Origin of the sequence: Facivitalis istanbulensis (assembly GCF_040560405.1) — a bacterium.
In the GTDB taxonomy this organism is placed as follows: Bacteria; Pseudomonadota; Alphaproteobacteria; order Sphingomonadales; family Sphingomonadaceae; genus Sphingomonas; species Sphingomonas istanbulensis.
In genome coordinates this window covers 65,548-91,338 of sequence record NZ_JAVSCQ010000003.1, presented here as the reverse complement: position 1 = coordinate 91,338, position 25,791 = coordinate 65,548, and the positions used below count along the sequence as shown (strand labels likewise).

The 25,791-nt window shown below is 66.4% G+C and carries 18 protein-coding genes; 9 read left to right on the top strand and 9 right to left on the bottom strand.

All coding sequences use genetic code 11. From position 1 onward, the window contains the following. Nucleotides 1-7: 7 nt before the first annotated feature. Nucleotides 8-1,180: an acetyl-CoA C-acetyltransferase gene (locus tag RN629_RS03070; protein WP_407033801.1), complete on the top strand. Its 1,173-nt coding sequence runs from the start codon at nt 8-10 to the stop codon at nt 1,178-1,180. 187 nt (nt 1,181-1,367) lie between these two features. After that, nucleotides 1,368-4,658: a TonB-dependent receptor domain-containing protein gene (locus RN629_RS03065; protein ID WP_407033800.1), complete on the top strand. Its 3,291-nt coding sequence runs from the start codon at nt 1,368-1,370 to the stop codon at nt 4,656-4,658. 647 nt (nt 4,659-5,305) lie between these two features. On the opposite strand, the gene alr is transcribed toward RN629_RS03065, so the two are convergent. From alr to RN629_RS03025, 8 genes are all read right to left on the bottom strand, one after another. Beyond that, complete coding sequence (gene alr / locus RN629_RS03060) at nt 5,306-6,346, bottom strand: alanine racemase (protein ID WP_407033799.1); 1,041 nt, start codon at nt 6,344-6,346, stop codon at nt 5,306-5,308. Between the two features lie 96 nt (nt 6,347-6,442). Continuing rightward, nucleotides 6,443-7,318 (bottom strand): 3-hydroxyisobutyrate dehydrogenase, encoded by an 876-nt coding sequence (mmsB, locus tag RN629_RS03055; RefSeq protein WP_407033798.1) that lies wholly within the window; start codon nt 7,316-7,318, stop codon nt 6,443-6,445. A 36-nt stretch (nt 7,319-7,354) separates the two neighbouring features. Further along, complete coding sequence (locus RN629_RS03050) at nt 7,355-8,131, bottom strand: enoyl-CoA hydratase (protein WP_407033797.1); 777 nt, start codon at nt 8,129-8,131, stop codon at nt 7,355-7,357. A gap of 11 nt (nt 8,132-8,142) precedes the next feature. Next, entirely contained in the window at nt 8,143-9,192 is a 1,050-nt protein-coding gene (locus RN629_RS03045; protein ID WP_407033796.1) for an enoyl-CoA hydratase/isomerase family protein, read from the bottom strand. 137 nt (nt 9,193-9,329) lie between these two features. Continuing rightward, nucleotides 9,330-10,472, bottom strand: coding sequence for an acyl-CoA dehydrogenase family protein (locus RN629_RS03040; protein WP_407033795.1), 1,143 nt, complete (start codon nt 10,470-10,472; stop codon nt 9,330-9,332). Between the two features lie 11 nt (nt 10,473-10,483). Beyond that, nucleotides 10,484-12,001: a CoA-acylating methylmalonate-semialdehyde dehydrogenase gene (locus tag RN629_RS03035; RefSeq protein WP_407033794.1), complete on the bottom strand. Its 1,518-nt coding sequence runs from the start codon at nt 11,999-12,001 to the stop codon at nt 10,484-10,486. Between the two features lie 127 nt (nt 12,002-12,128). Beyond that, nucleotides 12,129-12,761, bottom strand: a complete 633-nt coding sequence (locus RN629_RS03030) for a YoaK family protein (RefSeq protein ID WP_407033793.1) — start codon at nt 12,759-12,761, stop codon at nt 12,129-12,131. A gap of 363 nt (nt 12,762-13,124) precedes the next feature. Then, on the bottom strand, nt 13,125-13,277 hold the full coding sequence (locus tag RN629_RS03025) for a hypothetical protein (RefSeq protein ID WP_407033792.1): 153 nt from the start codon (nt 13,275-13,277) through the stop codon (nt 13,125-13,127). A gap of 254 nt (nt 13,278-13,531) precedes the next feature. On the opposite strand from RN629_RS03025, the gene RN629_RS03020 reads away from it, so the two are divergent. The 7 genes from RN629_RS03020 (at nt 13,532) to RN629_RS02990 (ending at nt 25,021) form a co-directional block, all read left to right on the top strand. Continuing rightward, nucleotides 13,532-14,794, top strand: coding sequence for an efflux RND transporter periplasmic adaptor subunit (locus tag RN629_RS03020; RefSeq protein WP_407033791.1), 1,263 nt, complete (start codon nt 13,532-13,534; stop codon nt 14,792-14,794). Beyond that, complete coding sequence (locus RN629_RS03015; protein WP_407033790.1) at nt 14,794-17,988, top strand: efflux RND transporter permease subunit; 3,195 nt, start codon at nt 14,794-14,796, stop codon at nt 17,986-17,988. Before RN629_RS03020 ends, RN629_RS03015 begins: the two co-directional genes overlap by 1 nt. Then, nucleotides 17,985-19,418: an efflux transporter outer membrane subunit gene (locus tag RN629_RS03010; protein ID WP_407033789.1), complete on the top strand. Its 1,434-nt coding sequence runs from the start codon at nt 17,985-17,987 to the stop codon at nt 19,416-19,418. The genes RN629_RS03015 and RN629_RS03010 overlap by 4 nt, the downstream gene beginning before the upstream one ends. A 203-nt stretch (nt 19,419-19,621) precedes the next feature. Beyond that, nucleotides 19,622-21,142: an aldehyde dehydrogenase gene (adh, locus tag RN629_RS03005; protein ID WP_407033788.1), complete on the top strand. Its 1,521-nt coding sequence runs from the start codon at nt 19,622-19,624 to the stop codon at nt 21,140-21,142. A gap of 68 nt (nt 21,143-21,210) precedes the next feature. Further along, nucleotides 21,211-21,600 carry a DUF779 domain-containing protein gene (locus RN629_RS03000; protein ID WP_407033787.1) on the top strand — a complete coding sequence of 130 codons (390 nt, stop codon included), beginning with the start codon at nt 21,211-21,213 and terminating at the stop codon, nt 21,598-21,600. A 32-nt stretch (nt 21,601-21,632) separates the two neighbouring features. Continuing rightward, entirely contained in the window at nt 21,633-22,787 is a 1,155-nt protein-coding gene (locus tag RN629_RS02995) for an FIST N-terminal domain-containing protein (RefSeq protein WP_407033786.1), read from the top strand. Further along, a complete protein-coding gene (locus RN629_RS02990) occupies nt 22,784-25,021 on the top strand; it encodes a NahK/ErcS family hybrid sensor histidine kinase/response regulator (RefSeq protein ID WP_407033785.1) in 2,238 nt (745 codons plus the stop codon). The genes RN629_RS02995 and RN629_RS02990 overlap by 4 nt, the downstream gene beginning before the upstream one ends. Here the strand turns inward: RN629_RS02990 and RN629_RS02985 are convergent. Next, the gene (locus tag RN629_RS02985; protein ID WP_407033784.1) at nt 25,002-25,685 is read right to left on the bottom strand and encodes a response regulator; all 684 of its coding nucleotides are present in this window, start codon (nt 25,683-25,685) and stop codon (nt 25,002-25,004) included. The two genes, RN629_RS02990 and RN629_RS02985, sit on opposite strands and share 20 nt — an antisense overlap. Between the last annotated feature and the right edge of the window lie 106 nt (nt 25,686-25,791).

Below are 25,791 nucleotides of genomic sequence, written 5' to 3'. Positions count from 1 at the left end.
AGCATTCATGACCGAGATCGTCATCGCCGCCGCCAAGCGCACCCCCGTAGGCAGCTTCCTGGGCGCGTTCGCCACCACCCCCGCGCATGAACTGGGCCGGATCGCGATCACCGCCGCGCTCGAACAGGCGGGTGTCAGGGGCGAAGAGGTGTCCGAAGTGATCCTCGGCCAGGTGCTGACCGCCGCGCAGGGCCAGAACCCCGCACGCCAGGCGGCGATGGCCGCCGGCATCCCCAAGGAGGTCCCAGCCTATGGCGTGAACCAGGTCTGCGGATCGGGGCTGCGCGCCGTGGCGCTCGGCTTGCAGGCGATCGCCAATGGCGATGCCACGATCGTCGTCGCGGGTGGCCAGGAGTCGATGTCGCTCTCACCCCATGCCCAGACGATGCGCGCGGGCACCAAAATGGGCCCGCTGACCATGGTTGACACCATGGTGCATGATGGCCTGACCGATGCCTTCAACGGCTATCACATGGGCATCACCGCCGAGAACCTGGCCGAGCAATATCAGGTGTCGCGCGACGACCAGGACCGGTTCGCCGTCCGCTCGCAAAATCTGGCCGAAAAGGCGCGCGCGGAAGGCCGCTTCAAGGACGAGATCGCCCCCGTCACCGTCAAGGGGCGCAAGGGCGACACCATAGTCGCCGACGACGAATATATCCGCGCGGGCGTGACGCTGGACAGCGTGTCGGGCGTGCGCCCGGCCTTCAAGAAGGATGGCAGCGTCACCGCCGCCAACGCCTCGGGCCTGAACGACGGTGCCGCCGCCCTGGTGCTGATGCGCCGCGAGGAAGCCGAGACACGGGGTATCCCGGTGCTCGCCACGATCAGGAGCTGGGCGTCGGCGGGCGTCGATCCGTCGGTCATGGGCATCGGCCCCGTCCCCGCCACCCGCCGCGCGCTCGAAAAGGCGGGCTGGACGGTCGAGGATCTGGACCTGATCGAAGCGAACGAGGCCTTTGCCGCGCAGGCGCTGTCGGTGGGCCGCGAACTGGGCTTCGATCCCGACAAGGTCAACGTCAATGGCGGCGCGATCGCGCTGGGCCATCCCATCGGCGCCAGCGGCGCGCGCGTCCTGACCACGCTGATCTATGAGATGCAGAAGCGCGACGCCCGGAAGGGCCTGGCGACGCTGTGCATCGGCGGCGGCATGGGCATCGCCATGTGCGTGGAGCGCTGACCCCGCGACTTCGCGAAAATTACACGGATTGCAATTCTGTTGCAGGGATGTGTCGAACGTGTCACATCTCTGCAACAAGCGGCGATAAAACACGAACACCCCGGTCGCGACGGCTTGTTTTAAGAGGGAAAATTTCTTTCCCTAGGATGAACGGGCAAAAGCCTGGATAATCCTGGGGGTTTACAAGATGAAAATTCGCTACCTTCTCGAAGCATCTGCCTTGGCAGGATCGCTCGCTCTGGCATTTCCAGCCATCGCGCAAACCACGCCCACCACATCAGTCCAGACTGAAGATGGTTCGGCACAAAATGCCGAAGCCCATCCCTCCACCGGGGGCGAAGTCATCGTAACGGGATCGCGCATCCGCCGTCCCAATGATCAGTCCCCCGTGCCGATCAGCACCGTGTCGGCCGCCGAGTTGACCAGCACGTCGCGCATATCGATCGGAGACGTGCTCAATGACCTTCCGCAGTTGCAGAGCACCTTCAGTTCGGCCAATTCGACGCGCTTCCTCGGAACGGCAGGCCTTAACCTGCTCGACCTTCGCGGCCTTGGTCCCGTCCGCACGCTGGTGCTAGTCAACGGCCGGCGGCATGTTGCCTCGGATATTCTCAACAACGCCACCTCGGTCGACGTCAACACGATCCCGACAGATCTGATCGAGGCTGTCGACATCGTGACTGGCGGCAATTCGGCCGTCTATGGGTCGGACGCGCTGGCGGGCGTCGTCAACTTTCGCCTGAAGCAGGATTTCCAAGGGCTACAAGTCCGCGGGCAGGGTGGCGTAAGCCAGCATGGCGACGCAGGCGCCTATTTCATCAGCGCAACGGGTGGTACGAATTTCAACGAAGGTCGCGGCAACATTGCGGTCAACGTTGAATATGCTCGTCAGAACTCGCTCTATGCGTCGCAACGTCGTGCACTGCGTCACAATGATAGCTTCGTCACCGTGGATGCCGACTCGCCGGGTATTGCTCCGGGTCAGACCAACATGAACTATGATGGCAATCCGGACAGCGTATTCTTCCGCGACATACGGTCGGCGACTATTTCCGCGGGTGGCCTGATCGGCTTTGCAAGCCCCAACGGAGCTTGCGGTCGCGATACTCAGCCGAACGCCAACTTCGGCGGAGCAGGCCGACCATTCACCTGCAATTTCCTGTTCCAACCAGGTGGCGCTCTCGCCCAGCAGGTGGGTAGCCGCGTTGGACTTGGACAGACCGTGACGTCTGTCGTCAACGGTACAACGGTGACGTCGGCCAGTTCGGTCCCTACCGGCGCCTATATCGGCGGCAATGGCGACACGCGGCGCGAAGGCATGCTGGTGCAAATCCTGCCTCAGACCGAACGCTACGCCGCCAACCTGATCGCGCACTACGACTTTTCGGACGCGTTCAAGCCCTTCGTTGAGGCCAAATATGTTCGGACGAACACATTTGGCCAGGGCACGTCCGGTCCGGCCTTCTTCACGGGACAAACGCTGGGCCGCTTCAATGGCAACTCCATCTTTTATGAACGCCCCCGACTCGACAACCCGTTCCTGTCCACGGACTCGCGTGCGACCCTGACCACGCAGGCGCTGGCTTTGGCGAATGCTGGCTTCAATCCGACCACGGGCGCAGCCTTCGCCACGCCAGCGGCACAGGCCGCGACGGTCGCCTCGATCAACGATGGCTCCTATCGCTTCGTCATGCGCAAAAATCTGGTGGACCTGGGCGTTCGCAGCGAAGAATCGCGTCGTGATGTCTTCCGTATCGTCGGCGGCTTCCGTGGCGACATCAGCGACCACTTCAATTATGAAGTGGCGGTCAACTATGGCCAGTTCGACGAAAAGACGCGCGTTCTGGGTAATCTGAACGTCCAGCGCATGCTGCTCGCGCTAGATGCCCAACGCGGTCCCAATGGACAGATTGTTTGCGGCTCGCAGATTGCAGGCAACACGGCAGCACGTTCGGACTTTGCTGGCAATCCAGCGGTTCTCGCCGCTGATATTGCTGCCTGCCAACCACTCAACCCGTTCGGTCAGGGTTCGATCTCGCAGGCTGCCCGCAACTATGTCCTCCAGGACACGACATCGGTGGGTCGCATCACGCAGTTTGATACGACGGCGTTCATCTCGGGCGACCTAGGCCAACTCTTCACCCTTCCGGGTGGTGGTTCAGTCGGATTCTCGCTGGGCGGCGAATATCGCCGTGAAACCGCCCGCTACCACCAAGATCCCCTTGTCTCGTCGGGTTACACCTTCTACAATGCGATCGCAGATTTCACGCCGCCGTCGTTCGAAGTGAAAGAAGCTTTCGGCGAAGTTTCCGTACCTCTGCTCCGTGATCTGCCTTTCGCCAAGGAACTGACCCTGTCGGGCGCCGGGCGCGTCTCGGATTACAAGGGCGCTGCTGGCACGGTGTGGACGTACAGCGTCAGCGGTGTGTATTCCCCGATCAGCGACATACGTCTGCGCGCCAATTATTCGCGTGCTGTCCGTGCGCCGAACCTGACCGAACTCTATAACCCACTCGGTCAGAACTTTGCATCCAACTTCAAAGACCCTTGCTCTGCACGCTATATTGCAAGCGGAACGCAATTCCGCGCCGCCAATTGCGCTGCTCAAGGGATCCCGACGAGCTACGACTACAACTATCAGCAATCGCTGGAGATTATGAGCGGTGGCAATACACAGCTCACTGTCGAAAAATCCGATTCCTATACCTATGGCGCACAATTCATACCAAGCTTTGCGCCAGGCCTCTCTCTTTCGATTGACTACTATAACATCAAGGTCAACAACGTTATTACGGCGCCGACGGCGCAGGCTATCGTCAATAGCTGCTATGATACGCCCAGCACGTCCAACCAGTTCTGCGGGCTGTTCAAGCGCGTAGCATCTGGCCAGACCGGCCCGAATGGCGAGGAAGCCTATCGCATTGAAGAAGGATCGCTTCAGCAGGTCCTGTTGAATTATGCCAAGTTGCAGGTGCGTGGCTTGGACGTCGATCTGGCATACCAGCGTCGTTTTGGCGACATGCACCTGACATCGCATATTATCTATACGCATCAGTTCCAGAACGACTCTTTCCTTGATCCGACCCAGCCGGGCTTTGCTAACGCCCGCACTGGTGAGCTTGGATATCCCCGTGATCAGGTCAACTGGAATATCGGCGCAAACTTCACGAATTTCTTCGCGAATGCTCAGATGCGCTACATAACCAAGATGTCCATTGATGAAATCGAGAATATGATCACATTTCAGGGGCGTCCTCCGCAGAATCTTGATGCCTATGACATCCCTTACTACCCGGACGTCTTCTATCTTGATCTGAAATTTGGCGCGAACGTTACACCACGTACGAATTTCTACTTTGGCATGGACAATGTGACCAACCGCATCCCGCCTTTGGGAGCGACCGGTACTGGTGCTGGTTCGGGCATCTACGAGCCTGTGGGCCGCCGTCTATATGCGGGTTTCCAAGCCCGCTTCTGACCAAGTCAGAACATTTGACCTGGATAGGGCCGGTGGTCTCCACCGGCCCTTTTCGTTAAGGATCCTGGAAAATCGACGCCAGATTCAATGAATCCACTGGCCTTGTCCGAGCATCTCCAAGCATATGGGCGTTCAGCGGAAGCCGTCATGACCATGCCGCGTGCAGCGGCGCTCCTGACGCCACCCCGTTGTGCTGTCTCGAACTATGACGCTTGATGCCCCCTTGTCGGAGCCGCACGCAATGCTTTGGTGCGCACTCGCAGAGGCAGGCACAGCGAAACTGCGACGATCGAAATAGCCCTGACGGCAAATGGCATCGGCGGGCCAGGACTGGCGGAGGCTTGCACCTGTTGCGCGACAAGCCTCGCCGGTCGCTGCGACGCGATCCGTTCTGCGCCTGATTAATTTCATAGCGATGGACGACAATGGCAATCCGACCGGACCAATTGAGCGCCAATGCCTCGCCGAGCATGATGTGATGGTCCGTATCCCACATTTTTTGTCAGATACGAAATTCGATCATGCCGCCCCGTCGGGAACGCCCAGAGTTCGTCATGCGGCCCCGCCGGTCATTCGGAGCACGAAATGGATCGCCACGCGCTGAATCTGTGAAAGAAGCTTCAGTGTCTGGAACGGACCCGAATGAGCTACTCGACGGACTGCCGCCCGAACCGCTGCCCCAGGCCGGTCAGCAATTCATATTGCGACACGCCGGACACGGCCGAAGCCGCGGCCAGGTCATAATCCATCGCCAGCCAGTCGCCCTCCGCCAGATCGGGACGGGCGCTGACATCGATGGCGACCATGTCCATCGACACGCGCCCCAGCACGGGCAAACGCACGCCGTCCGCCGCCCGCGCCGCGCCGCGGCCGGAGAGCGCCCGGCGATAGCCATCGGCATAGCCAAGATTCAGGGTCGCCACTTCGGTATCGACGGGCGCGGTCCAGGTCGCGTTGTAGCCGACCGTCTCCCCGGCGGGCACCCGCCGCCGCTGGAGGATCTGCGCCTCGGGATAGGCCACCTGCCGCAACAGCCCGGCCATGTCGGCGCGCGGCACGCCGCCATACAATGCCAGCCCCGGCCGGGTCAGGTCGAAATGATAGTCGGCCCCAAGCGCGATCCCGGCCGAATTGGCCAGGCTCATCCGCCGCGCGACGACACGCCCGGCCAAGCTGGCAAAGGCCGCCTGCTGCCGCGCGTTCATCGGCACATCCTCGTCGGCGCAGGCCAGGTGGCTGAGCAACGTCTCCACCGCCAGGCCATCGAGCAGCCCCTCGCGCACCGCCTCGACCGAGACGCCCAGCCGGTTCATGCCAGTGTCGACCATCACGTCGCACGCCCCCCCGCCACTCTCGCGCCAGCGGGCGACCTGTTCGGCGGTGCCCAGCACCGGTCGCGCGATCCCCGCCCGCGCGACGGCCACATCCTCGGCGCGCAGGCCGTGCAGCACCGAGACGGTCAGCCCCAGCGGCGCCAGCGCGACCGCCTCTGCCCAATTGGAGACGAAGAAATCGCGGCACCCCGCCAGGGCCAAGGTCCGCGCCACCAGGACCGCGCCCAGACCATAGCCATTGGCCTTCACCGCCGCCCCGCACGCCGCTGCGCCACTCAGCCGATCGAGCGCCTGCCAATTGGCGGTCAGCGCGTCGCGATCGACACGCAGGCGGAGCGGAGCAGCTATTTCCATCACGCACGGGGCTTTAGGCCGCGTTGCCGGATGGGAAAAGGCGGCTTCGGCATTTCCCGGCGCGATGCACCCGGGATATGGGCCGGGGCGTAGCCTTTACCGAAGCGTGCGGATGATGGCCGAAAAGTCGACCGGAGGCTGCCCCTGGCCGACGAACGCGGCATAGAGTTCGGCCGCCCGTTCGCCCATCGGCGTGGTCGCGCCGGCATCGCGCGCCGCCGCCATCGCCAGCTGCAGGTCCTTCAGCATCAGCGCCGCCGCAAAGCCACCCTGATAGTCATGATCGGCGGGCGTCTCCGGTCCGACACCAGGAACCGGGCAATATTTGGTCATCGACCAGCTCTGGCCCGACGAGACCGAGGCGATGTCGAAGAAGGTCTGCGCTTCCAGCCCCAGCTTCTCGGCCAGCACGAACGCCTCGCAGGTCGCGATCATCGTCGCGCCGAGCAGCATGTTGTTGCAGATCTTGGCCGCCTGGCCCGCGCCATTGCCACCGGCAGGGATTACCGCCTGCCCCATCGCCGAGAGGAAGGGCTCGGCACGGTCGAACGCCTCCTTCAGGCCGCCGACCATGAAGGTCAGCGTCCCCGCCTTCGCCGCCGCGATCCCGCCCGAGACGGGGGCGTCGACCGCCAGCATCCCCTTGGCGCGCGCGGCCTCGGCCACCCGGCGCGCGGTGGCGACATCGATGGTCGAACAGTCGATCAGGATGGCGGAGAGCGGCGCGGCGGCGAACACCGCATCGGCATAGACGCGCTCGACATGGGTTCCGGCGGGCAGCATCGTCACCACCGCCTCCACCCCGTCCATCGCCGCCAGCGCGCTGTCGACGGGCAGGCACCCGGCCGCTTCCGCCGCTGCCAACGCCTCCGCCGACAGGTCGAAGGCGCGGACGTCATGCCCCGCCTTCGCCAGATTGGCGGCCATCCCGCCGCCCATATTGCCCAGGCCGATAAAGGCGATCCGCGCCATCCTGTCTCTCCTTCGATCCTTATCCGCGAGCCCGGCTTATCGCCCGGTCCAGCGGGGGGCGCGCTTCTCGACGAAAGCCGCCATGCCTTCCTTCTGGTCGGCCGAGCCGAACAGGCCGTGGAACAGCCGCCGCTCGAACTGCACGCCCTGCGCCAGCCCCATGTCGAAGGCGGCGTTGACCATCTCCTTGTTCGCACGCACGGCGAGCGGCGCCATGCCCGCGATGGTCGCGGCGGTCTTCATCGCCTCCTCGACCAGATCGGCCGCGGGCACGATGCGCGCGACCAGCCCGGCGCGCTCGGCCTCCTCGGCATCCATCATCCGGCCGGTCAGGCACATCTCCATCGCCTTGGCCTTGCCGACTGCATGGGCGAGCCGCTGCGAGCCCCCCATGCCCGGCGTCACGCCCAGCTTGATTTCGGGCTGGCCGAACTTGGCGGTGTCGGCGGCGAGGATGAAGTCGCACATCATCGCCAGTTCGCACCCGCCGCCCAGCGCATAGCCCGCGACCGCCGCGACGATCGGCTTGCGGGTGCGGGTGAAGTCGTCCCAGCCCGCGAAATGGTTCGCGCCGTACATGGCGGCGAAGTCCATCTCCTGCATTTCCTTGATGTCCGCGCCCGCCGCAAAGGCCTTGGCCGAGCCGGTGAGGACGGCGCAACGCTGATCCGGGTCGGCGTCATAGGCGCGGATCACGTCGAGCAATTCGGCCAGCAACTCGGCATTGAGCGCGTTCAGCGCCTGCGGCCGGTTGAGCGTCACCAGCGTCACCGCCTCGCGGCGCTCGACGATCAGGGTGTTATAGTCGGTCATGCTCGTCCTCCTCAGCGGTCATCGGGGGTCCAGGCCTGCCCCTCGGGAAGGGCGGCGAAGATATGGTCGATCATCGTGTCGGTGACGCCGTCGGGCGTGGCGGGGTTCCAGCGCGGCGCATTATCCTTTTCGACGATCAGCGCACGGACGCCCTCGATAAAGTCGGGGCGCTGCACCACATGCGCCGCCACGCCATATTCGCGCGCCATCTCGTCGGCGAAGTCGGTGGTCAGCGCGCCTTCGCGCAGCAGGCGAAGCGACACCTTGCACGCTTGCGGCGATTTGGCGCGCAACACGCCCCGTTGCCGCGCCGCCCATTCGCCGCCATCCGCCTCCAGCGCGGCGAGGATCTCTTCCAGCGTGTCGGCGGCGAACAGCCGGTCGATATCGGCGGCATGGGCCATGATCGCAGCCTCGGGCGCCGGGGTGGCGAGGCCGTCGAGCGTCGCGGCGATCTCCTGCGGCGCGGCGAGGATCGCGGCCTTGGCCTCGCCCAGCGCGGATGCGGGCAGATAATGGGTGGCGAGGTCCAGCGCCCGTGCCTCCGCCCCGTCGAGCCGATGCCCGGTCAGTGCGAGGAACACCCCCATCCGCCCCGGCAGCCGCGACAGATACCAGCCGCCGCCGACATCGGGGAACAGGCCGATTCCCGTCTCGGGCATGGCGAGCCGGGTATTCTCGGTCGCGATCCGGTAGCGCGCGGGGGCGGCGATACCGACGCCGCCGCCCATGGTGATGCCGTCCATGACCGCGACGATCGGCTTGGCATAGGTGAACAGCCGATGGTTCATCCGGTATTCGGCGCGAAAGAAGGCGCGTGCCGCCTCGCCATCACCCGCGCCGCTTTCGGCCAGCAGGCGGATGTCGCCGCCCGCGCAGAAGCCGCGCCCCTCGGCATGGTCGATCAGGATCGCCTCGACCGACAGATCGGCGCGCCAGTCCTCCAGCGCGGCGAGCACGCCCTCGCACATATCGCGGGTCAGCGCGTGAATCGCCTTGGGCCGGTTGAGTCGCAGCCGCCCGACCGGGCCTTCGCGAGTGACGATCAGGTCTTGGGTCATCGCCTCTACCTTACTCTCTTCTTCCACCCCGGCGAAGGCCGGGGCCCGGATGCGGTGCAATGCGTGGCGCGCCATCGGCCGGTTGGCAACCGGACCCTGGCTTCCGCCGGGATGGTCGCGGCATTTTAGGGCGGGGCTTAGTCCTTCAACAAATCCCGCCCGACGATCATCCGCATCACCTGATTCGTGCCCTCCAGGATCGAATGCACCCGCAGGTCGCGCCAGAAGCGCTCGATCGGATAATCCATCAGATAGCCATAGCCGCCATGGAGTTGCAGCGCCCGGTCGACCACCGACGATCCGGTATCGGTCGCCAGCCGCTTGGCCATCGCGGCAAAGCGCGTCCTGTCGGGAGCCCCCGCCGTCACCTTGGCGGCGGCGAGGTAGAGTAGCGCACGCGCCGCCTCCAGTTCGGTTGCCATGTCGGCCAGCGTGAACTGGGTATTCTGGAACTCGGCGATCGCCTTGCCGAACTGGCGGCGGTCCTTCACATACGCGACCGCCTCGTCCAGACAGCGTTGCGCACCGCCCAGCGAGCAGGCGCCGATGTTCAGCCGCCCACCGTCCAGCCCCATCATCGCGATGCGGAACCCCTCGCCCTCCGCGCCCAGGCGGTTGGCGGCGGGCACGCGCACATTATCGAACGTCACCTGCCGCGTCGGCTGCGAATGCCAGCCCAGCTTGCGCTCGTTCGTGCCGAACGAGACGCCGGGCATGTCCTTGTCGATCACCAGACAGGAAATGCCCTTCGGCCCCTCCTCGCCGGTGCGGACCATGGTGACATAGACCTCGTTCTCGCCGCCGCCCGAGATGAACTGCTTGGAGCCGGAGACGACATAATCGTCGCCGTCGCGCACCGCGCGAGTCTTGAGCGCCGCCGCGTCCGACCCGGACCCCGGCTCGGTCAGGCAATAGCTCGCCATCCGTTCCATGGTGACGAGGGTGGGCAGATAGCGGCCCCTCACATCCGCATCGCCGAAGCGGTCGATCATCCACGACGCCATATTGTGGATCGAGATGAACGCCGAGGTGGAGGGGCAGCCATAGGCCATCGCCTCCATGATGAGCGCCGCCTCCAGCCGCCCGAGCGCGATCCCGCCCGATTCCTCGGAGACATAGATGGCGGCAAAGCCCAGTTCCGCCGCCGCCTTGATCGTGTCGCGCGGGAAGATGTGCTTCTCGTCCCACTCGGCGGCGAAGGGGGTGATGCGGTCGGCGGTGAAGCGGCGCGCCAGGTCCTGGATCTCGCGCTGTTCGTCGGTCAGGTCGAATTGGGTCATGTCTCTCTCGATCAGCCCATGGTCGGGATGACGAAGGCGCTGTTGGAATTTGGGCCGCCATCGGGCGCGCCGTCGGGCCAGCGTTGCGTCACGGTCTTCACCTTGGTCCAGAAGCGGACGCCCTCCATGCCGTGCTGGTTGACGTCGCCGAACGCCGAGCGCTTCCAGCCGCCGAAGCTGTGATACGCCACCGGCACCGGGATCGGCACGTTGATGCCGACCATGCCCACCTCGACCCTTGCGGCGAATTCGCGCGCGGCATGGCCGTTGCGGGTGAAGATGGCGACGCCGTTGCCGTACTGATGCTCGCTGGGCAGCCGCACCGCCGTCTCGAAATCCGGCGCGCGGACGATCTGGAGGACGGGACCGAAGATTTCCTCGCGATAGCTTTGCATCGTCGGTGTCACCCGGTCGAACAGCGACGGGCCGATGAAGAAGCCTTGCTCATGGCCTTGCAGCGTGAAGCCGCGTCCGTCGACGACCAGTTCGGCCCCCTCGTCGACGCCGGTCTGGATCCAGTCCTCGACCCGCTTCCTGTACGCGGCATTCACGACCGGGCCATAATGCGCCTCCGCATCGGTGGAGACGCCGACCCGCAGCGCGTCGATCGCGGGGATCAGCTTTTCGCGCAGGGCATCGGCGGTCTTGTCGCCCACCGGCACCACCACGGGCAACGCCATGCACCGCTCGCCCGCCGAGCCGAAGGCCGCGCCCGACAGGTCGGCGACCACCTGGTCCAGATCGGCGTCGGGCATGACGATGCCGTGGTTCTTCGCGCCGCCCATCGCCTGGACGCGCTTGCCCGCCTCGACCCCGCGTCGATAGACATAATGGGCGATGTCGCTGGAGCCGACGAAGCTGACCGCGCCGATCGCGGGATGGTCGAGGATCGCGTCGACCATCGCCTTGTCCCCGTGCACGACCTGAAGGATGCCCTCCGGCAGTCCGGCCTCGCGCATCAGTTCGGCAAGGCGCACCGGCACCGAGGGGTCACGCTCGGAGGGTTTCAGGATGAAGGCGTTGCCGCACGCGATGGCGACGCCGAACATCCACATCGGGATCATCGCGGGGAAATTGAACGGGGTGATGCCCGCCCCGATACCGATCGGCTGGCGCATCGAATAGACGTCGATGCCCGGCCCGGCTCCCTGGGTATATTCGCCCTTGAGCGCGTGGGGGATGCCGCAGGCGAATTCGATCACCTCCAGCCCGCGCTGGATGTCGCCCTTGGCGTCGGCAATCACCTTGCCATGTTCGGACGAAAGCAGATGCGCCAGCGCGTCCATATTCTGCTCGACCAGTTCCTTGAACCGGAACAGCACGCGCGCGCGGCGTTGCGGATTGGTCGCGGCCCAGCCGGGCTGCGCGGCGCGCGCGGCGGCGACGGCGCGATCGAGCAGCGTGGCATCGCCAAGCGGCACATGTGCCTGAACCTGCCCGCTATTGGGGTCGAAGACATCACCCTGACGGGCCGAAGGGGCGTTGGTCGCGGCGGCTCCACCGGCGACCACATGGTCGATCACACGCATAGGCTCTCCTGTCGCGGGTCTGACGCCCGACTCTTCGCCTTGTAATTATATTGCTCGCGCGTGAAATCCAAGCGGGGTACGCAGAAAAGACGGCGAAGGCCCCCGATCCGGCGTCGGATGCCGGGCATCAGTCGATGAAGACGGCGACCACCGATGCCGCCAGCGCCGCCGCCACCGCGCCCCACAACGCCGCCATGCCCCAGATCGGGAACAGCCACGCCCCCATCGTCGCGCCGGAGACGAACCCCGCCCAGAGCATCAGATAGGGAATCCAGGCCCAGCGGGCGCGCCCGGCAATCATCCGCGCCATATGCTGGCCGATCTTGACCAGGGTTCCGGTCATATAGGTCACGCCGATGCTGACCTCGCCATCGCGCTCGAACGTCGCATTGGCCACGCCCATCGCGACCACCATGGCCAGCGCGGCATAGGAATGCGACCCGTCCCCCGCCACGGCGATGGCCAGCAACGCGGCGACCACCGCCTGCAACACGCTCTGCCCCCAACGCGGCCAGCGCAACCGGATCAGCGTTCCGGCCATCACGCCGACGACGAACAGCCCCAGCAGCGCGGCCAGCATCGACGCCCGCTGAGTCGCGCTGTCCCCGCCGATCAGATGCACCGCCAGCATCGTCCCGTTGCCGCTCATGAACGACACGAAATAGCCGCCAAGCCGCTGAAACCCGATCGCGTCCACATAACCGGCCAGCATCGCCAGACCGATGGCCAGCGGCCAGGCGCGTCTATCGGATCGTATCATGCGACGGATTTAGGCCAATCATCATCGCCGGAGCAATGGAATGGAAAAGTTTTGGTGCGACACCGGATCGGCGGTCAGGACGATGCGTTGGCATCATCGTAACGAGGGGATGGCAATGGCCGGCGCGCTGGTGGAGATTTGGCTGATGATATCCGCCGTGTCTTCGCTTGCCATCCTCTGCATCGCGCTGAGCCATAGCGACTGGCGCTTCGACCGCCGGATACGGCCGCACCGTCCGCGAACGGGTTCGCTCAAACGGCGACAGACAAGGCCTGCCCCGCCGCGCGTACTGGATCACGTGCGTTCGTAACGGGAGCGTCCACGACGGGCACTGGCCATCCGGCCAGCACTCGTCCATCATCATCAGAAGATCTGGCGCAGACGATCGAACAAACCGGAGGGGCGATCGCGCATCGCCTGATACCGGGCACTGTCGTCGTTGAAACGCCGATAGAGTGCATCGAGCCGCTCTTCACGCGGCAAATCCGAAATACGCTGCGGTATATGACTGGCCATGATACTCTCCTTCCCTGCCTCAGTCTGTTGAGCCGTTGTATTTAAACGACGAATGGTGAATATTGTTCCAACAGCGAGATGATCGGGGTGCCGTCGCCTTCCGCACGGTGGTGTCCCATGCTGGGGCGGCGCGGCGCGAGGTGGCCTGCGCCCGCGCCTTTCATGAACGTCTCGTAAGGTTCCTGTAAGGCATCTGTTAGCCCCGCCCCCCTAACGCCGGGCAGGATCTCCGACCTTCGCGCCGAAAGAAGCCGATGCACGCCAACCCTGCCGACGAAACGCTTCCCGAAACCCGCCGCCTCTCGTCCGGTCAGCAATGGCGTTGGCTGGGGATCGCCGCCGCCGTGCTGGTCGGCGTGCTGATCCTGATCAGCGTCGTCGGCAAGCTGACGCACAAGGAGGAAACGCCACCGGCCCCGCCGCCGCCGGGCACGCTGCGGCTGTCGAAGGACCAGCTGGCCGCGATGCCGACGATGCAGGTCGGGCTGGGCGCGTCGGGAGACCAGACGATGGCGACCGGCGCGATCACCGTCGACGCCACGCGCTCGACGCCGGTGCTGATGCCCTTTGCGGGCCAGGTCGTGCGCCTGCTCGCCGATGCGGGCCAGGTCGTGCGCCAGGGCCAGCCGCTGCTGCTCATCAAGACGACCGACTTCGTCGATGCGCGCTCGGGGCTGTTCTCGGCACGCGCGGCGTATCAGAATGCGCAGGCGCAACTCCTCGCGGCGCAGCGCAACGCCGACCGCCAGCAGCAGATCTATGAGACGGCGGGCGGCGCGCTGAAGGATTATCAGCAGGCCAAGGCCGACCTGGCCGCCGCGCAGGCCAGCGCGCGCACCGCCGCCGCCGCCCTGGGCGCCGCGCGCGACAAGCTCGCCATCCTCGGCAAGTCGCAGGGCGAGATCAGCCGCATGGAGAATGCCGGCGCGCTTTCCGGCATCCACGACATCACCACGCTCTACGCGCCGATCGGCGGCGTCATCGCGTCGCGCGACGTGGCCGCGGGGCAATATGTGTCGCAGGGCGGCGACAAGCCGGTGATGACGATCACCGATCCGTCGCGCGTCTGGCTGGTCGCCCAGGTGGCCGAAAGCGATGCGCAGAATGTCCGCGTCGGCGATCCGGTCGAGGTGACGACGCCCGCGCTGCCCGGCCGGGTCTTCCACGCCACCATCGACCTGGTCGGTGCCGCGCTCGACCCGCAGACCCACCGCCTGCCGGTGCGCGCGTCGATCCCCAACCCCGACAAGGCGCTCAAGCCCCAGATGTTCGCCAGCTTCGCGATCCAGCATCGGAATGCGGGCCAGGCGATCCGCGTCCCCGCCGCCGCCGTGATCCATGAGGGCGATACCGCGCGCGTCTGGATCATGCGGCCCGACGGCCTGCTCGTCGCGCGCGATGTAAAGACCGGCGACTCCGCGAACGGCCTCGTCACCATCACCGCCGGCCTGAAACCGGGCGAGAAGATCGTCACCTCGGGCGCGCTGTTCGTGAACGAAGCGGGGCTGGGCGAATAATGAACCGCATCGTCGACTTCGCGCTGCGTCAGCGATTGCTGATCGTCGGCCTGTTCATCTCCATGATCGTGGCCGGGGTCATCGGCTTCATCAACCTCAACATCGAAGCCTATCCCGACCCCGTGCCGCCGATGGTCGAGGTGATTACCCAGACCCAGGGCCTGTCGGCCGAGGAGATGGAGCGCAACGTCACCATCCCGATCGAGGTCCAGATGGCGGGCATCCCGCATCTCACCGCGATCCGCGCGATCAGCCTGTTCGGCCTGTCCGACATCAAGATCCAGTTCACCTACGACTATACCAACGAACAGGCGCGCCAGCAGGTCATCAACCGCCTGTCGCAATTGCCCGCCCTGGCCGGCGGCGCGCAGCCAACGCTGTCGCCGACCTCGCCGGTGGGCGAGATCTATCGCTATCGCATCGCCGCGCCCAAGGGCTATTCGGTGATGGACCTGAAGACGTTGCAGGACTGGGTGCTGCAACGCCGGTTCAAGCGGATCCCGGGCGTGATCGACGTCACCGGATGGGGCGGCAAGCTGCGCGCCTATGACGTGGTGATCGACCAGAACCGGCTGAACGCGCATGGCGTGACCGTCGCGCAGGTGCTGGCGGCGCTGTCCAAGAGCGACGGCAATGTCGGCGGCCAGACGATCAACTTCGGCGAACAGGCCGCGATCGTGCGCGGCATCGGCCTGATCCAGTCGCCCGACGCGATCCAGAACGTGTTGGTCGGCCAGGCCGGTGGTACGCCCGTGCTCGTCAAGGACGTGGCCACCGTCAAGATCGGCAATGCGCCGCGCATGGGCATCGCCGGATATAACAACGACGACGACATCGTGCAGGGCATCGTCCTGATGCAGCGCGGCGCCCAGTCGATGCCGACGATCAAGGCCGTGCAGGCCGAGGTCGCCAACATCAACAATTCGGGCGTCCTGCCCCCGGGCGTTCATCTGGAGCGGATCTACGACCGCTCGGACCTCATCAACCTGACGATCCACACCGTCATGGAAAACATGGTGGTGGGCATCATCCTGATCTTCGCGCTGCAATGGCTGTTCCTCGGCAATCTGCGCTCGGCGATCATCGTGGCGGCGACCATCCCGTTCGCGCTGGCCTTCGCGATCCTGATCCTGGTGTTGCAGGGGGAGAGCGCGAACCTGCTCTCGGTCGGCGCGCTCGACTTCGGCCTGGTCGTCGACGCCTGCGTCATCATGGTGGAAAATATCTTCCGCCACATGGTCGAGCGTTCGGCGGCAGTCGAAAACGGCAAGGGCCATTACACCATGGCGAGCCGCTTCGGCGCGGTGCTGGGCGCGTCCAGCGAGGTCAGCCGCGGCATCTTCTTCGCCGCCGCGATCATCATCGCCAGCTTCCTGCCGCTGTTCACCCTGACCGGGGTGGAGGGGCATATCTTCGGCCCGATGGCCAAGACCTATGCCTATGCGATCAGCGGCGGCCTGCTCGCGACCTTCACCGTCGCGCCGGTGCTGTCCACCCTGCTGCTGCCGGACAAGCTGGCCGAGACCGAGACGTTCATCGTCGGCAAGCTCCGTCGCGTCTATGAACCCGCCGCCTCCTTCGCGCTGCGCAACCGGATCGTGACCATCGGCGGCGCGGTGCTGATGATGGGTCTCGCCTTTGTCGGCGTGCGGTCGCTGGGCATCGAGTTCCTGCCGCACCTCGAAGAAGGCAATATGTACATCCGCGCCACCCTCCCCTCCTCGATCAGCCTGGAGGCGGGCGAGAAGGTCACCAACGAGGTGCGCAAGATCATCGCCAGCTATCCGGAAACCACCGCGGTCCTGTCCGCGCATGGCCGCCCGGACGACGGCACCGACGCGACCGGCTTCTTCAATGTCGAGTTCTTCGTGCCGCTGAAGCCGTTCGGCACCTGGCCGTCGGGCATGACCAAGGAAAAGCTGATCGACGAACTGTCGAGCCGGCTGGCCAAGAAATATCCCGGCGTCGACTTCTCCTTCTCACAGATCATCGAGGACAATGTCGAGGAGGCCGCCTCGGGCGTGAAGGGCGCCAATTCGATCAAGCTGTTCGGCCCCGACCTCGTCACGCTGGAAAAACTGGCCAACCAGATCAAGGCGCAGATGGCCAAGGTGAAGGGCATCGAGGATCTCGGCGTGTTCGAGATCCTGGGCCAGCCGACCGTGCGGATCGACGTCGATCGCGCCAAGGCCGCCCGCTATGGTCTGACGCCGGACGACATCAATTCGACTGTCGCCGCCGCGATCGGTGGCCAGTCGCCCGCCGACCTGTACGAACCCGGCACCGACCGCCACTTCCCGATCATCGTGCGGTTGCAACCGACCCAGCGCGACTCGCTGGAATCGGTGCGCAACATCACGATCGGCGCGCCCGGCCCCGACGGCAACGGCACGATCCAGGTGCCGCTGTCCGAGGTCGCCAGCGTCAAGCTGACCAGCGGCGCGTCGTTCATCTATCGTGAGCATCAGGAACGCTATATCCCGATCAAATTCTCGGTGCGCGGCCGCGATCTGGGCGGCGCGGTCGAGGAAGCGCGCGCGCGGATCACCCAGAATGTCCACCTGCCGCCGGGCTATCACCTGGAATGGGCGGGCGAGCTGGACAATCTGAAGAACGCCATCGCCCGGCTGGAGATCGTGGTGCCGATCAGCCTGGTCCTGATCCTGCTGCTGCTCTATGCCAATTTCGGGTCGCTGCGGGACAGCCTGCTCGCCTTCTCCGCCATCCCGATGGCGATCATCGGCGGCGTGCTGGCGCTGGCGCTGACCGGGACGGCGTTCAGCATCTCGGCGGCGATCGGCTTCGTGGCCTTGTTCGGCATCGCGGTGATGGACGGGATTCTGGTCGTCACCACCTTCAACAACGCCATCGACGAAGGCGCCCCGCGAGAAAATGCGCTGGCCACCACCGTCAAGAACAGCCTGCGCCCCGTGGTCATGACCTGCCTGGTCGCCGCCATCGGCCTGCTGCCCGCCGCGCTGTCGCACGGCATCGGCAGCCAGGTGCAAAAGCCCCTCGCGCTGGTCGTGGTCGGCGGCATGACGCTGGCCCCGGTGCTGATCCTGCTGGTCCTGCCGGTGCTGATCGGCCGCTATTCGATCCGCGTGCCGCTGTCGCAGCGCAAGAAGAAGCACGCCCCGATGGTCGACGACCACACCGACTCTGATCCCTCTGAAACCGGGGTTCCGGCATGACGCGTTTCCTGACCCTGCCGCTCCTGGCGTGCGTCTCCGCCGGCCTGTCCGGTTGCGCGGTCGGCCCGCACGATCTGGACGCGCATGCCAGCCTGCCGCCCCTATCCGCCGCCCCGGTGATCGCCCCGGCCAGCGGCCCGGCGCAGAGTGTTTCGGCGACGGTCGCGCCAGAATGGTGGCACGCCTTCGGCAATACGCAGGTCGACGCGCTCGTCACCGAGGCCCTCGCCCACAATAATGACGTGGCAGCGGCCGAGGCCTCGCTGCGGCAGGCGCGCGAACAGGCGCTGGCGACCAAGGGCTCGCTGCTGTTCCCGCAGGGCGGGCTGAGCTACAATGCGCAGCGGACCCGCGTGTCCAACGCGCTGTCCCCCGCGGTCGCCAACCAGAACCAGCAACTCTACACGCTGCACACCGCGCAGGTCAGCATTTCCTATAATGTCGACACGTTCGGCGGCAATCGCGCGCAGGTCCGTTCGGCGAAGGCGCAGGCGGCGATGGCACGGCATCAACTGGATGCCGCGCGCATGACGATCGCGGCCAATCTGGTCACCGCGCTGATCGAACGCGCCAGCCTGGCCGAGCAGGTCGCGGCGGCGAAGACCGCCATCGCGGTCAACCGCGACATCCTGTCCGCGCTGCAACAGCGGCAGAGGCTGGGCGCGGTCGGCGCGGCGGACGTCGCGACCCAGCAGGCCGCGCTGGCCACCGCCGAAGGCGCGCTGCCGCCGCTGGTCCGGGCCGAGGCGGCACAGCGCACGATCATCGCGACCCTGCTCGGCCGGGCACCGGGCAGCGAACTGCCCGCCTTGCCCGAACTGGCGCAGATGACCCTGCCGACCGCGCTGCCGGCCATCATTCCGTCGGAGCTGGTCCATCGCCGGCCCGACGTGCTGGCGGCCGAGGCGCAGTTGCAGGGCGCGGGCGCGGATGTCGGCGCGGCGATCGCGGCCCGCCTGCCCAGCATCCAGCTGTCCGCCAATGCCGGCGGCACGGCGCAGGATTTCGGCAACATGTTCAAGAGCGGCAACCCCTTCTGGGCGCTGCTCGGCGGGATCACCCAGCCGCTTTTCCACGCCAATGCGCTGCGCCACCAGCAAAAGGCGGCGGAAGCGGCGCTGGAGGGCGCCAAGGCGCAATATCGCAGCGCGGTGTTGCAGGCCTTTGGCGACGTCGCCGACTCGCTGACCGGCCTGTCGACCGATGCGCAGGCGCTGGAGGCCGCGCAGCGCGCCAGCAATGCGGCGGGCCAGGCGCTGACCTTTGCCCGGCGGCAACTGGCGCTGGGCGATGTCGGTACGTTGCAACTGCTCAACGCGACGGCCACCGATGCACAGGCGCGCGCGCAGATGATCCAGGCCAGGGCAGCCCGGATGACCGATACGGTCGCGCTGTTCCAGGCCGCTGGCGGGCCGGTCGCCCGCGACTGATCCCCCGGTCGGGCGGGGTGATCGCGCATCGACCCCGCCCGATGGCAGGCCCTGGGATGGCCGATTCCCACAGGCTTGGGCCCGGGCCATGGCCAGCGCGACTAGGCCTTTGGTACAGGTGGCGATGACGCAGAATTGGGCGCATCTTTCCGTCACAGGGTGCGAGTCGATCGCAAAAACCCCTGATGAAGGAGAGGCATCCCATGTTGCAGCAGGCCATCGAGCAGCTGAAGGGCGACGTCGCAATCCGCCCGAAATATGACAATTTCATCGGCGGCGACTGGGTCGCCCCCGTGCGCGGCCAGTATTTCGACAATCCCTCCCCCGTCACCGGCAGGACGATCTGCCAGGTCGCGCGCGGCACCGCCGAGGATATCGAACTGGCGCTGGACGCCGCGCACAAGGCCAGGGACGCCTGGGCCCGCACCTCGCCCATGGAGCGCAGCCGCGTCCTGTTGAAGATCGCCGACCGGATGGAATCGAAGCTCGATCTGCTCGCGCTGGTCGAGACGATCGACAACGGCAAGCCGATCCGCGAGACGACCGCCGCCGACCTGCCGCTGGCGATCGACCATTTCCGCTATTTCGCCGGCTGCCTGCGCGCGCAGGAAGGATCGATCGCCGAGATCGACCATGACACGGTCGCCTATCATTTCCACGAGCCGCTGGGCGTCGTCGGACAGATCATTCCGTGGAACTTCCCGCTGTTGATGGCGGTATGGAAGCTCGCACCCGCGCTGGCGGCGGGCAATTGCGTGGTGCTGAAGCCCGCCGAACAGACGCCGATGTCGATCATGGTGCTGATGGAGATCATCGGCGACCTGCTGCCTGCGGGCGTGCTGAACGTCGTCAACGGCTTTGGCGTGGAAGCGGGCAAGCCGCTGGCGCAGAACAAGCGCATCGCCAAGATCGCCTTTACCGGCGAGACGACCACCGGCCGCCTCATCATGCAATATGCGACCGAGAATCTGATCCCGATCACGCTGGAACTGGGCGGCAAGAGCCCCAACATCTTCTTCGCCGACGTCATGCAGGAGGATGACGAGTTCTTCGACAAGGCGCTGGAAGGGTTCGCGATGTTCGCGCTCAACCAGGGCGAGGTCTGCACCTGCCCCAGCCGCGCGCTGGTCCAGGAAAGCATCTATGACCGCTTCATCGAACGCGCGGTCGCCCGCGTGCAGAAGATCAGGCAGGGTAACCCGCTCGATCCCGCGACGATGATCGGGGCGCAGGCCTCCAACGACCAGCTCGAAAAAATCCTGTCGTACATCGACATCGGCAAGGACGAGGGTGCCCGGCTGCTGACCGGCGGCGCGCGCGCGCAGCTCGGCGGGGAACTGGACGGCGGCTATTATGTCACGCCGACCATCCTGGAAGGGCATAACAGGATGCGCGTCTTCCAGGAGGAGATTTTCGGCCCCGTGCTGGCGGTGACGACCTTCAAGGACGAGGCGGATGCGCTCGCCCAGGCGAACGACACGCTCTACGGCCTGGGCGCGGGCGTCTGGTCGCGCAACGGCACGACCGCCTATCGCATGGGTCGCGGCATCCAGGCCGGGCGCGTCTGGACCAATTGCTATCACACCTACCCGGCCCATGCCGCGTTCGGCGGCTACAAACAGTCGGGCATCGGGCGCGAGACGCACAAGATGATGCTCGACCATTATCAGCAGACCAAGAATCTGCTGGTCAGCTACAGCCCGAAGGCTTTGGGCTTCTTCTGATCCCCGAACCCGTCGGCGGCGGCCCTGTATCAGGGGCCGCCGCCATGCCTTGCGAGGGGAGATTCCGCATGACACCGCCACCCCGCGTCCTGGCGACGCCGGCCGCGCTGGCCATGATCGCCCGCCTGGCCGAACGCCATGGCCCGCTGATGTTCCATCAATCGGGCGGCTGCTGCGACGGCTCGGCCCCCATGTGCTATCCGGCGGGCGAGTTCCGGGTCGGGGCCCAGGACATATTACTGGGGATGATCGCGCAGGACGTGCCGGTATGGATCGGGGCGGCGCAGTTCGCCTATTGGCGCCACACGCAGGTGACCATCGACGTCGTGCCGGGACGCGGCGCGGGCTTCTCGCTCGAAGGGCCGGAGGGCGTCCGCTTCATCGTGCGCAGCCGGGTGTTCAGCGACGCGGAAGTCGACGCGCTCGATGCGGCGGGCGAGCCGCCACGCGGCGGATGACGGATCGCACGGACGGTGGCACAATCCCGATCATGAAGGCCGGTCCCTCCCCGTCATCGTCCGCGATCCGCGCCGCTTCCTGCGATCTGGACGATCCGGTCGCGGCGGTCCGCGCGGTCTTCGCCGACCTCGATCCGCCCAGCCTGACCGGCGTGATGCTGTTCTGCTCCAGCCGCTACGACCTCGATCGGCTGGCCGAGACGATCGCGGCGTGCAGCGAAGGCCTGACCGTGATCGGCTGCACCTCGTCGGGCGAAATCGCCCCGCAGGGGCTGGTCGAGGGAACGATCACCGCGATCGGCTTCCCGGCCGACCGCTTCACGATGCGCGCATTGCGCTTCGACGCGCTCGACCGTTTCGATCCGGGCCAGGCGCAGCAGAGGGTCCGCACGCTGGTGGCGGAAACCACCGAGGCCGCGCACGGCAGGGGCCATGACGCCGGTCGCGCGGCGATCTTCCTGGTGGACGGCCTGTCACACCGCGAGGAGATGCTGACCGTCACGGTGCAGGACGCGCTGGGCGACATCCCGCTGATCGGCGGATCGTCAGGCGACGCGCTGGATTTCAAGCAGACGTTCATCCTCCATGACGGTGCGTTCCGTCGTGACGCCGCGCTGGTCGCCGTGCTCTGCTCGCGCCACCGCATGGAGGCCTTTCGGGTGCAGCATTATGCCCCCGGCGGGGTACGGATGGTCGTGACGCGCGCCGATCCCGACCAGCGGGTGGTGACGGAGATCAATGCCGAACCGGCGGCGGCGGAATATGCCCGGCTGATCGGCTTGGAGGCGGCCGCGCTGACGCCGGAGGTGTTCGCGCTCCATCCGCCGATGGTGCGCGCGGGCGGGGATTATTATTGCCGCTCGATCCAGAGCGCCAATGCCGATGGCAGCCTGACCTTCTACGGCGCGATCGACGAGGGGATCGTGCTGACCCTGGGCGAGGCGCATGACGCGCTGGCAGGGCTCGGCGCGCTGTTCGACCGGCTGGATGCGCGCGTCGGCGGGCTGGACAGCGTGCTCGGCTTCGACTGCGTCCTCAACGCGGCGGCGCGGACCACGCAGCAGATTCGCCAGGACGTGTCGGCGCTGTTCGCGCAACGCCGCGTCCTAGGCTTCAACACCTATGGCGAGCAGTTCCACGCGCTGCACGTCAATCAGAGCTTCGCGGGCATCGCGATCGGCGCATGACCGGGGGAGAGACGGACAAGGCCCGCATCGCCACGCTGGAATCCCGGCTGGTCAAGGCGGAGCGGATCATCGAGGTCTTGATGAACCGGGTGGAGCGATCCACCGACCTTCAGGGCAACGCCTTTTCGCTGTTCGAGACCGCGATCACGCTGGAGGCCAAGGTCCGCGACCGAACCGGCGACCTGGAGCGCGCGCTGGCCGAACTGGCCGCCTCCAACGCCGAACTCGCGGCGGCCAAGGCGCAGGCCGACGATGCCGAACGCCGGCTGAGCGACGCGATCACCAGCATCAACGAAGGCTTTGCCCTGTTCGACGCGGAGGATCGGCTGATCCTGTGCAACGACACCTATCTGGGCCTGTGGCCGCGCTTCGCCGACCGCATCCGCCCCGGCATCACCTTTGACGACGTGATGCGCTGGATTCGCGAAACCGGCAGCACGCAGGGGTTGCGCGACGCGCCGCAGCAATGGATTTCGCAGCGCGCGGTGCGCGACCGGGTGGTCGAGGGCGGCCATGTGCATGTGCTGGCCGATGGCCGCTACATCCAGATCAACGAGCTTCGCACGTCCGAGGGCGGGATCGTCGGCATCTATACCGACATCACCGATGTAAAGACCGAGGACGCCCGCCAGCGGACCCGCGAACTGGCCGAAAAGACCGCGGTGCTTCAGGCCACGCTCGACACGATCCGGCTGGGCGTCGCGGTCTATGGCCCCGACCGGCGGCTGATCGCGTTCAACGATCCGTTGCTCGCGATGATCGCCCTGCCCCGCAACGGGCTGGGCCGGATCGAGACCCATGCCGCGATGATGGCGCATTGCGCGCCCTGGACGCTGGAGGACGGGGATGTGCTGGGCTGGCTGCCCGACGGCGCGGTGGATGTCGTGGCGCAGCATCGCCGCGCCGACGGCCACTCCATCGAGGTGCGCCGCTCCTCCATGGCCGATGGCGGCATGGTGATGAGCTTCGAGGACATCACCGAAAGGCTGGCCGCCGATGCCGCGCTGCGCGAAGCCAATGAAACGCTGGAGCGTCGGGTGCGGGAGCGGACCGGCGATCTGGTCGCGCTCAACGCCGAATTGCGCCGCGAGGTGGCCGAGCGCCTGTCCGCCGAGGCCGCGATGCGCGAGGCCAAGACGGCGGCGGAGACCGCCAATCGGTCCAAGACGCGCTTTCTCGCCGCCGCCAGCCATGACCTTCTGCAACCGCTCAATGCCGCGCGACTGTTCGTCTCGGCCGCCGCCGATCGGCGTCTGGCCCCCGCCACCCGCAACCTGGTCCGCCAGACCGCCTTCGCGCTCGATTCGGTCGAGGATCTGCTGGAGGCACTGCTCGAAATCTCCAAGCTGGATGCCGGGGCGATCGTGCCGCAACCCGCGGACGTGCCGCTGGCCGATCTGCTGCGCGCGATGCTCATCGAATTCGCGCCCGTGGCGCGCGCGCGCGGCCTGGAGCTGGATATCGCGCCGTCCGACCTGTGGGTGCGCACCGACATGCGGCTGGCCCGGCGCATCCTGCAGAATCTGATCTCCAACGCGCTGCGCTATACCGAGGCGGGGCGCGTCGACATTCGCTGCACGCCGGTCGGCGACAAGGTGCGGATCGCGGTGCGCGACACGGGCGAAGGAATCGCCCCCGAGAATCAGGACCGGATCTTCGAGGAGTTTCGCCGCCTGCGCGAAGGGGGACGCGATCGCGGCATGGGGCTGGGCCTGGCGATCGTGCAGCGCGCGGCGCGGATGCTCGACACGCGCGTCGAGCTGGACTCGTGGCCGGGCCGGGGATCGACCTTCTCGATCACCCTGCCCTCCGCCGCCGCGCGCGAGCCCGAACCGTCCGCCCGGGTCGAGATGCGATCGCGCCGCGCCGCCGACCGCGCGGTGCTGGTCATCGACAATGAGGAGGTGATCCTGGAGGGCATGTCGGCGATGCTGACCGGCTGGGGCTATCGGGTCGCGGTCGCCCGCGACATCGCCGCCGCGCTCGCGATGGTCGATGCCGGGTTCCTGCCCGATATCGTCGTCGCCGATTTCCACCTGGACGGCGCGCAGACCGGCGAGGCGGCGGTGGAGCGGCTGCGCGAACGGACCCGGACGCTGCTTCCCGCCGTGATCGTCACCGCCGACCGCACGCCCGAACTGCGCGCGCACCTGTCGTCACTGGGCTTTGCGTGCCTGACCAAACCGCTCAAGCCCGCGCATCTGCGCGCGCTGCTCAGCCCGCCGACCGGCTGACCCGTGCCGCGCCATCGGGCGCGACGAAGCCGACCTTGCCCGCCGCCACCGCCGCCTGCGTCCGGCTGACCACGCCCAGCTTGCCCAGGACCGCCGAGACATGCGCCTTGACCGTCGTCATCGAGATATCGAGGTCATAGGCGATCTGCTTGTTCAGCTTGCCCGAGACGATCTGCCCCAGCACGATTCGCTGCTGCGGGCTCAATTGCTCGATCCGCGCCCAGATCGCCTGATTCTCCTCGCTTTCGCCCGTCTGGTCGAGTTCGGCCGGGACATAGATGTCACCCGCCAGCACCGCGGCGAGCGCGTCGACGATCGCCTCGCGCCGCAGCGATTTGGGGATGAACCCCGCCGCCCCCGCGCTCAGTGCCGCCGCCACCAGCGAACGGTCCGCCGCGGCCGAGATCATCACCACGGTCAGCGCGGGGAACAGCCGGCGCAACCGCTCCAGCCCCGCCGTTCCGGCGGTGCCCGGCATATGCACGTCGAGCAGCACGAGGTCGCATTCGCCATCCGCCTCCAGCACGGTCACGGCTTCGTCGAGCGACCCCGCCTCGACCACCGCGCAGCCGGGGAAGCTCGCGGCGATCACGGTGCGCAGGCCGTCGCGGACCAGCGGATGATCGTCCGCGATCAGGATTCGGTCGGGCTCCACATTCGTCACGCCATCCTCCATCGGTCAGCGTGGCCGGGCGGCGGCGGCGAACCGGCCAGTTCGGGTCGGACCGCCAGTATAGACATGGCTACCCCCGTGCCGACATATGGTACTT